Below are 6,346 nucleotides of genomic sequence, written 5' to 3'. Positions count from 1 at the left end.
TTCGCTGCGCTACGGGCAACCTGCGGTGCTCGCTTTTCGTGGGGTCCGCGCAAACTCGCTGCGCTCAAACACGCGCGGCCCTGATCCACGAAAAGCTCCGCTCCTCGGCACCCCCAGAAGGGAGTGCTCGGGCCGTCGCTTCGCTCGGCTCTTTGAATACCAACAGCCAAACCAAAAACACAAGGACGCGCCACGGCGCGTTCTGCCTTGGTATTGGTATCGGTATTMGTGTCCGGGTCCCCTCTGTGCGTGCCGAGGAGCGCAGCTTCAGGCGGACAAGGGCTGCGCGTGTTTGAGCGCAGCGAGTTTCGCGCGGACCCCGCCTGAAGCGAGCACCGCAGGTTGCCCGTAGCGAAGCGCAGGGACGCGCACAGTGGGGTCGCCTTTTCTTTGCTTACTTTCTTTTGGCGACGCAAAAGAAAGTAAGTCGCCCGCCGGGGCGAAACCCGGCCAACAGCCTACCAAGACCAACACCCCACCCGACCACACCCACCACAACCCACCACAACCCAAATCAAAGATAGTTAAACAACGATATAGAACTAAGCTTCGCAAACGTCATCTGCGTAGCCTGCAAAGAACTCTGCCGCTGATAAAACTCCGCAATCGCCTGCACAGGATCCAGATCCTGAATGCTCGAAAGATAGCTCTTGTCATTCAAGTCCCGACTCGCCCCGCTCGAATTCAGCGCATCGATCTCATTCAACCGCGACCCAATCGACGCCCGAACCGTCAGCACGTTGTCGTAATTGTTGGAAACCTTCACGTTGGCCGTACTGAGCGCATTCAGCAGCTTGGCCTGCGCAGCCGCCCCGCCCCCCGCCAGCGGCGCCCTGAGAGCCGTGATGAGGCTACCCACCGTAGCAAACACATCCGACCCGGCATTCTTCGCAGTCGACACATCAAAAGTGTCTCCGTCCGCAGGCGTTCCGCTGATCTGGATCTGAATGCCACCGAAGACGATGGGCGTCTTGGGATCGAAGCTCCCGGCAGAAACCGTCACAGGCGGCACGTCCTTGGTCTGCACGGTGTAGTTGCCGCCAGCAAAGCTGATCTGGAAGTCCTTGCCGTAGTTCGGGTCCGTCGCGTCATTGACGCCGATCGCGCTGAACACACCGGTTCCGGTATTGGCGGCGCTGTCCGAAGCAACGTACTTTCCGTTGTTCTGCACCGACTGGAACACCGAGCGCCCGTCGTCGGATGTCGACATCTGGCGCGCCACGTCCACCTGCATCAGGCGCTGGCCCTGATCCCCCACATACTGAATGCCGCCTGGTGAAGAAACGAAGGGCGCCGTGGCGCTCTTGTAGCCAGCGAAGAGGAACTGGCCGTTGCCGTCGTCGGTGTTGGCAAGGCCCACCAGCTCGTCCAGGTTGCTCTGGAGACTGGTCGCCAACGATGCGCGATCCGCATCCGACAGCGTTCCGTTGCCCGCCTGCACGGTGAGCGTCTTGATGTTCTGCAGGATCGTCGTCGCGCTGTCGAGCGCGTTCTCTTCCCGAGACAGGGACAAGGTCGCACGATCGCGGCTGGTCGCGTATTGCGAGGACTCGGCCAGGCTCTGGCTGACACCCAGCGCGCGCGTCGCACCTACCGGGTCGTCCCCAGCGGTCAGGAACTTGGTCCCGGCAGATAGTTGCTGCTGGACCCGAAACAGCTTCTGCTGCTGCTGGCCCATCGCGACGACATTCTGTTCATAGAAAGAACTGGTGCTGATACGCATCACGGCTCCTGGATTCTGGATATTGAAAGGATCAATTGCTGATGGCGAGGATCGCGTCGAAGATGGTCGAAGCGGTCTGGATCACCTTGGCATTGGCCTGGTACATCTGCTGGTACATCAGCAGGTTGCCCGTTTCCTCGTCCTGGTTCACACCGGAGATGGATTGCTGGCTCGCCTTGATCTGGCTGGTCACGCTGTCCTGAGTCTTCGAGGCGACGTTGACTTGCATGGCCCGGTTGCCCACCTCGCTCACGATCTGCGAATACGCGCCGTTGAAGGTCGAGCTGCCGTTGGCCATCGTGGTCTGGCGCTGGAGCGCTCCGAGCAACAACGCGTTGGTGCCGTCGGAAACGCCTGCGGTGTTCTTGCCGATGGTGAAGGTATCGCCCTGGGCCGGCTGGCCGCTCAGGCTGACGCCGATGCCGTCGAAACTGATCTGTGCGCCGGCCGTGTACGGCACGGTCGCTCCGGGCGCGTAGGTGTTGGATGTGCCGTCGGCAAGGGTCACTGTCACGGCCGAGCTCCCCGGAAATCCGGACAACATGTTCGTCCCCGCGTCATAGCTCAGCGTGACCTTCGCTGCGAGCGGCGTGGCCGGATAGCCGGCACCGATCTTGGCCGCGCTGAGCGCGCCGCTGCCTTGATTGGTGCTGGTGTTGCCGGTGATCACCGGCGAAGCGGCAGCCACCTTGCTCGGGTCGAGCACCGTCACGGTCATGTCGCGCGCGCCGGTGCGCGTCGGCTGCACCAGGAAGGAGTCGCCATCCTGCGGAGCGCCGCTGGCGGCGGCGAGGCTCACGCCGTCGAAGGTGATCGGGAAGCTCGTGAACGAGCCCACGGACTGGTTGTCCGAAAGACGAGTGACCGAGTACGTCATCGTGCCGGCGACGTTCCTGGCCTGCACCGAGTAGTCGCTCGTCGTGAGCTGGTTGGTACTGGTCACGCTGCCCGAGAGCACGAGGTTGCCCGAGTTCTTCGCGTTCGAGAACACACCGGGCGATGCCGTCGTGAAGAGGTCCTGGCCGAGCGCGCCACTCAGGTCGACGCCGAGATTCTGTTGCACGTTGATCTCGCTTGCGAATGCCATCGACAAACGTCCGATGGCATTCTGCGTGGGCGTCAGCGTGTCGTTGCGGAATGTCATGAGACCGCCCAGCGCACCGCCCGTGAAGGTGTTGTCGCTGAGTTCCGACACGTTGCCCGCGATGCCCACCAGCGCGACCGCAGTGCGGGTGGGGTCGGCGGAAGACTGGATCGCCTTCATCGTGGCGGCCTGGTCGCCCGTCACCAGGGACTGGCCACTGCCGATGAAGACGTTGTACTTGCCATTGTCCTGCTGCAGCACCTTGACGTCGACGATCTGGCTGAGCTCGCTCACCAGCTGGTCGCGCTGGTCCAGCAGGTCGTTGGGCGGCTGCCCACCGGCCACCGCACTCATCATGCTGATCTGCTGGTTGAGGCTGGCGATCTTGCTCGAGTAGGTATTGATCTGGTCGACGCTGCCCGCGATCTGGTCGTTGACGGACGAGTTGATGTCGGAGAGGTACTTGTCAGTCGACCGGAACTTGCTGGCCAGCGATTGGGCGGAGCTGATCAGTTGCTGGCGTGCGGCCGTGTCCGCGGGCGTGTTCGCCACACCTTGGACTGCCGTGAAGAAGCTCTGCATCAGCGGGCTCAGGCCACCGGTCTGGTCCGCCAGGAGCGAATCGATGCGGTTGATCTGGGTGCCGTTGGTGCTCAACGCTGCGGATGCCGACTGCGCGGCGGCAAGCTGCGCCGTGAGGTAGCGGTCGTAGCTGCGCGAGATCGTGCTGACGGTGGCGCCGTTCCCGACATAGCCGGACCCCGTCGCGGTCGGCGAGTTGGTGGCGATTTCGGCAACTTGCCGGCTATAGCCTGTCGTATAGACGTTGGCAGTGTTGTGGGCGGTGGTCATCAACGCGGCTCGCGCAACGCTGAGACCGCTCAGGCCCGTGAAAAACAAGCTTCCTGACATGTGGCTTTTACCTTGTGCGGTGAGTGTCTGTGGGGGCATCGGCATCGTGTTCGTCGCGATGCCCGTTGCATCTATATCGGCGCGAGCGCGCGGAAGTTGAGGTCGGCGGGATCGAGTTCTTCACTGCCCAGCCTGAAGACGCTGACTGCCTGCACGAGACTCGACGCTTGCTCCTGCAACGACTCGGCTGCCGCGGATGCTTCTTCCACGAGTGCGGCGTTCTGCTGCGTCACCTGGTCCATCTGCGTGATCGCCTGGTTGATCTGCTCGATGCCCGACGTCTGCTCCTGGCTCGCGGCAGTGATCTCGCCCATGATGTCCGTCACCCGCTTGACGCTCTCGACGATCTCTTCCATGGTCTTGCCCGCTTCGCCCACCAGCGCGCTGCCCGCATCCACCTTGCCCACCGAGTCATCGATGAGGCCCTTGATTTCCTTCGCCGCCGCTGCCGAGCGCTGTGCAAGGCTTCGCACTTCAGAGGCCACCACGGCAAAGCCGCGGCCCTGCTCGCCGGCGCGCGCGGCTTCCACCGCCGCGTTCAGTGCAAGGATGTTGGTCTGGAACGCGATGCCATCGATCACGCCGATGATGTCCACGATCTTCCTGGACGATGCGTTGATCGAAGCCATCGTGTCCACCACCTGGCTGACCACGCTGCCGCCCTTGACCGCGACTGCCGAGGCCGACACTGCGAGTTGATTCGCCTGGCGCGCGTTGTCGGCGTTCTGCTTGACTGTCGAAGTCAGCTCTTCCATCGAAGCCGCTGTCTCTTCCAGCGAACTCGCCTGCTCTTCGGTGCGCGAAGACAAGTCCTGGTTGCCGGTGGYGATCTGGCCCGAGGCCGTCGCGATCGTGTCGCTCGAAGTCTTGATCTTCCCGACCACCGCTGAAAGCTGGTCTTGCATGTGCTTGATGGAATGCAACAGGCTGCCGTCACGCGCAAGACCCGCGTCCACGTTCACCGTCAAGTCGCCGTTCGCGATGCGGCCCACGACTTCCGCGGCATGGGCGGGCTCTCCCCCCAGCTGACGCGCCAAGGCACGTGCGACGAAAAGGCCAAGCGCGACACTCGCGAGGATGCCGGCCAGCGTCATCACCACGGTCATCAGCCGCGAATTCGTGTAGACGTTCGCGGCGTGCTCTGCGCTCTGCTTCGCCAGCGAGTTGCTGTGCGCGACCATGTTCTTCAGAACCTCCTCGAGACCTCGCGACTCCTGAAGCAGGCGCGCGCTGTCCTCGTTCACTTGTCCGTCGAACTGGGAACTGTCCAGCGACTGCTTGGAGATCAGCGCCACGAACTGGTCCATGTGCTGCTTCAAGCCCGGAAGCAGGCTCTCGTACTGCGCGAACAACTTCTTGCCCGGCTCGCTTTCCTCGAAGATCGGCTTGACCTCGCCTGCACGCGCGGCGAGACCCTCCATGGCAGTGGTGAGTTCCTTTCCAGCCGCGTTGCGCTCGCCGCGCGTGGACGCCGACAGGAGGCTCATCTGCGCCCGGCTGGCATACAGCAGGTGGATGTTGGCTTCCTGCACGGCCTGCAAGGCCCGAAGCTCATGCGCGTAGAGCTTTTCCGTCGCATCGCTGATGCGCCCCATGTGAAAGATGCCCAGCGCACTGACGATCGCGCCGACCGCCGCAACCACGAGAAAGCTGAGGACCAGTTTGACGGCCACGCGGAGCTTTTGGAACCATTGCATTTTTTCTTCTTTCTATGTGACCGCCGTAGATGGCGCTTAGAACTCGGCCCAATCGCCGGACGATTCGTGGGCTGCGGCGGCTTTGGCGGGCGCCGCAAGCTGCTTCGCTGCCGGCTTGGCCAGCGCAGGCTTTCCGCCCGAAACGCGTTTCGGCACCCGATCGGCGCTGCTGGACTGCGCCCGTGCGATGGCGCGGACCGCCTGGTTGTCGCTGTCCAGCCTGAAGACGCTCACCGCCCGGACGAGACTGGATGCCTGTTCCTGCAGCGAGCCTGCCGCAGCGGCAGCCTCTTCGACCAGCGCCGCGTTCTGCTGCGTGACCTGGTCCATCTGCGTGATCGCCTGGTTGATCTGCTCGATGCCCGAGGTCTGCTCCTGGCTGGCCGCAGTGATCTCGCCCATGATGTCCGTCACGCGCTTGACGCTGTCGACGATCTCTTCCATGGTCTTTCCGGCTTCGGCCACCTGTTTGCTGCCTTCCTCGACCTTTTCTACCGAGTCGCCGATGAGCGTCTTGATTTCCTTGGCTGCGGCGGCTGAGCGTTGGGCCAGGCTGCGCACTTCGGAGGCCACCACGGCAAAGCCGCGCCCCTGCTCGCCAGCGCGGGCGGCTTCGACCGCTGCGTTCAAGGCAAGGATGTTGGTCTGGAATGCAATGCCGTCGATCACGCCGATGATGTCCACGATCTTGCGTGACGATGCATTGATGGAGCCCATCGTGTCGACCACCTGCGAGACGACACTGCCGCCCTTGACCGCTACTTCGGAAGCGGACACCGCAAGCTGATTGGCTTGGCGCGCGTTGTCGGCGTTCTGCTTGACGGTCGATGTGAGCTCTTCCATCGAAGCGGCGGTCTGCTCCAGCGAGCTCGCCTGCTCTTCGGTGCGCGAGGACAAGTCCTGGTTGCCCGTGGCGATCTGGCTCGATGC

Annotated in this window: 4 protein-coding genes; all 4 read right to left on the bottom strand. The window is 63.0% G+C overall.

The window, feature by feature from the left end:
- Positions 1–514: 514 nt before the first annotated feature.
- Positions 515–1,723: a flagellar hook-associated protein FlgL gene (gene flgL, locus AC1DSF_RS30375; RefSeq protein WP_478128969.1), complete on the bottom strand. Its 1,209-nt coding sequence runs from the start codon at positions 1,721–1,723 to the stop codon at positions 515–517.
- A 31-nt stretch (positions 1,724–1,754) separates the two neighbouring features.
- Positions 1,755–3,719, bottom strand: a complete 1,965-nt coding sequence (gene flgK, locus AC1DSF_RS30370; protein WP_478184036.1) for a flagellar hook-associated protein FlgK — start codon at positions 3,717–3,719, stop codon at positions 1,755–1,757.
- 71 nt (positions 3,720–3,790) lie between these two features.
- Complete coding sequence (locus AC1DSF_RS30365) at positions 3,791–5,416, bottom strand: methyl-accepting chemotaxis protein (RefSeq protein WP_478184035.1); 1,626 nt, start codon at positions 5,414–5,416, stop codon at positions 3,791–3,793.
- Positions 5,417–5,452: 36 nt separating this feature from the next.
- A partial coding sequence (locus AC1DSF_RS30360; protein WP_478184034.1) for a methyl-accepting chemotaxis protein occupies positions 5,453–6,346 on the bottom strand: 894 nt, incomplete at its 5' end.

The organism is Variovorax sp. 01N429, from assembly GCF_056399425.1.
Note: the sequence above shows the minus strand (reverse complement) of the source record. Positions and strands in the feature narration are given on the sequence as shown.

Excerpts from the sequence above, each read along its gene's own strand:
- flgL (WP_478128969.1), bottom strand. The coding sequence starts at position 1,723 with ATGCGTATCAGCACCAGTTCTTTCTATGAACAGAATGTCGTCGCGATG.
- flgK (WP_478184036.1), bottom strand. The coding sequence starts at position 3,719 with ATGTCAGGAAGCTTGTTTTTCACGGGCCTGAGCGGTCTCAGCGTTGCG.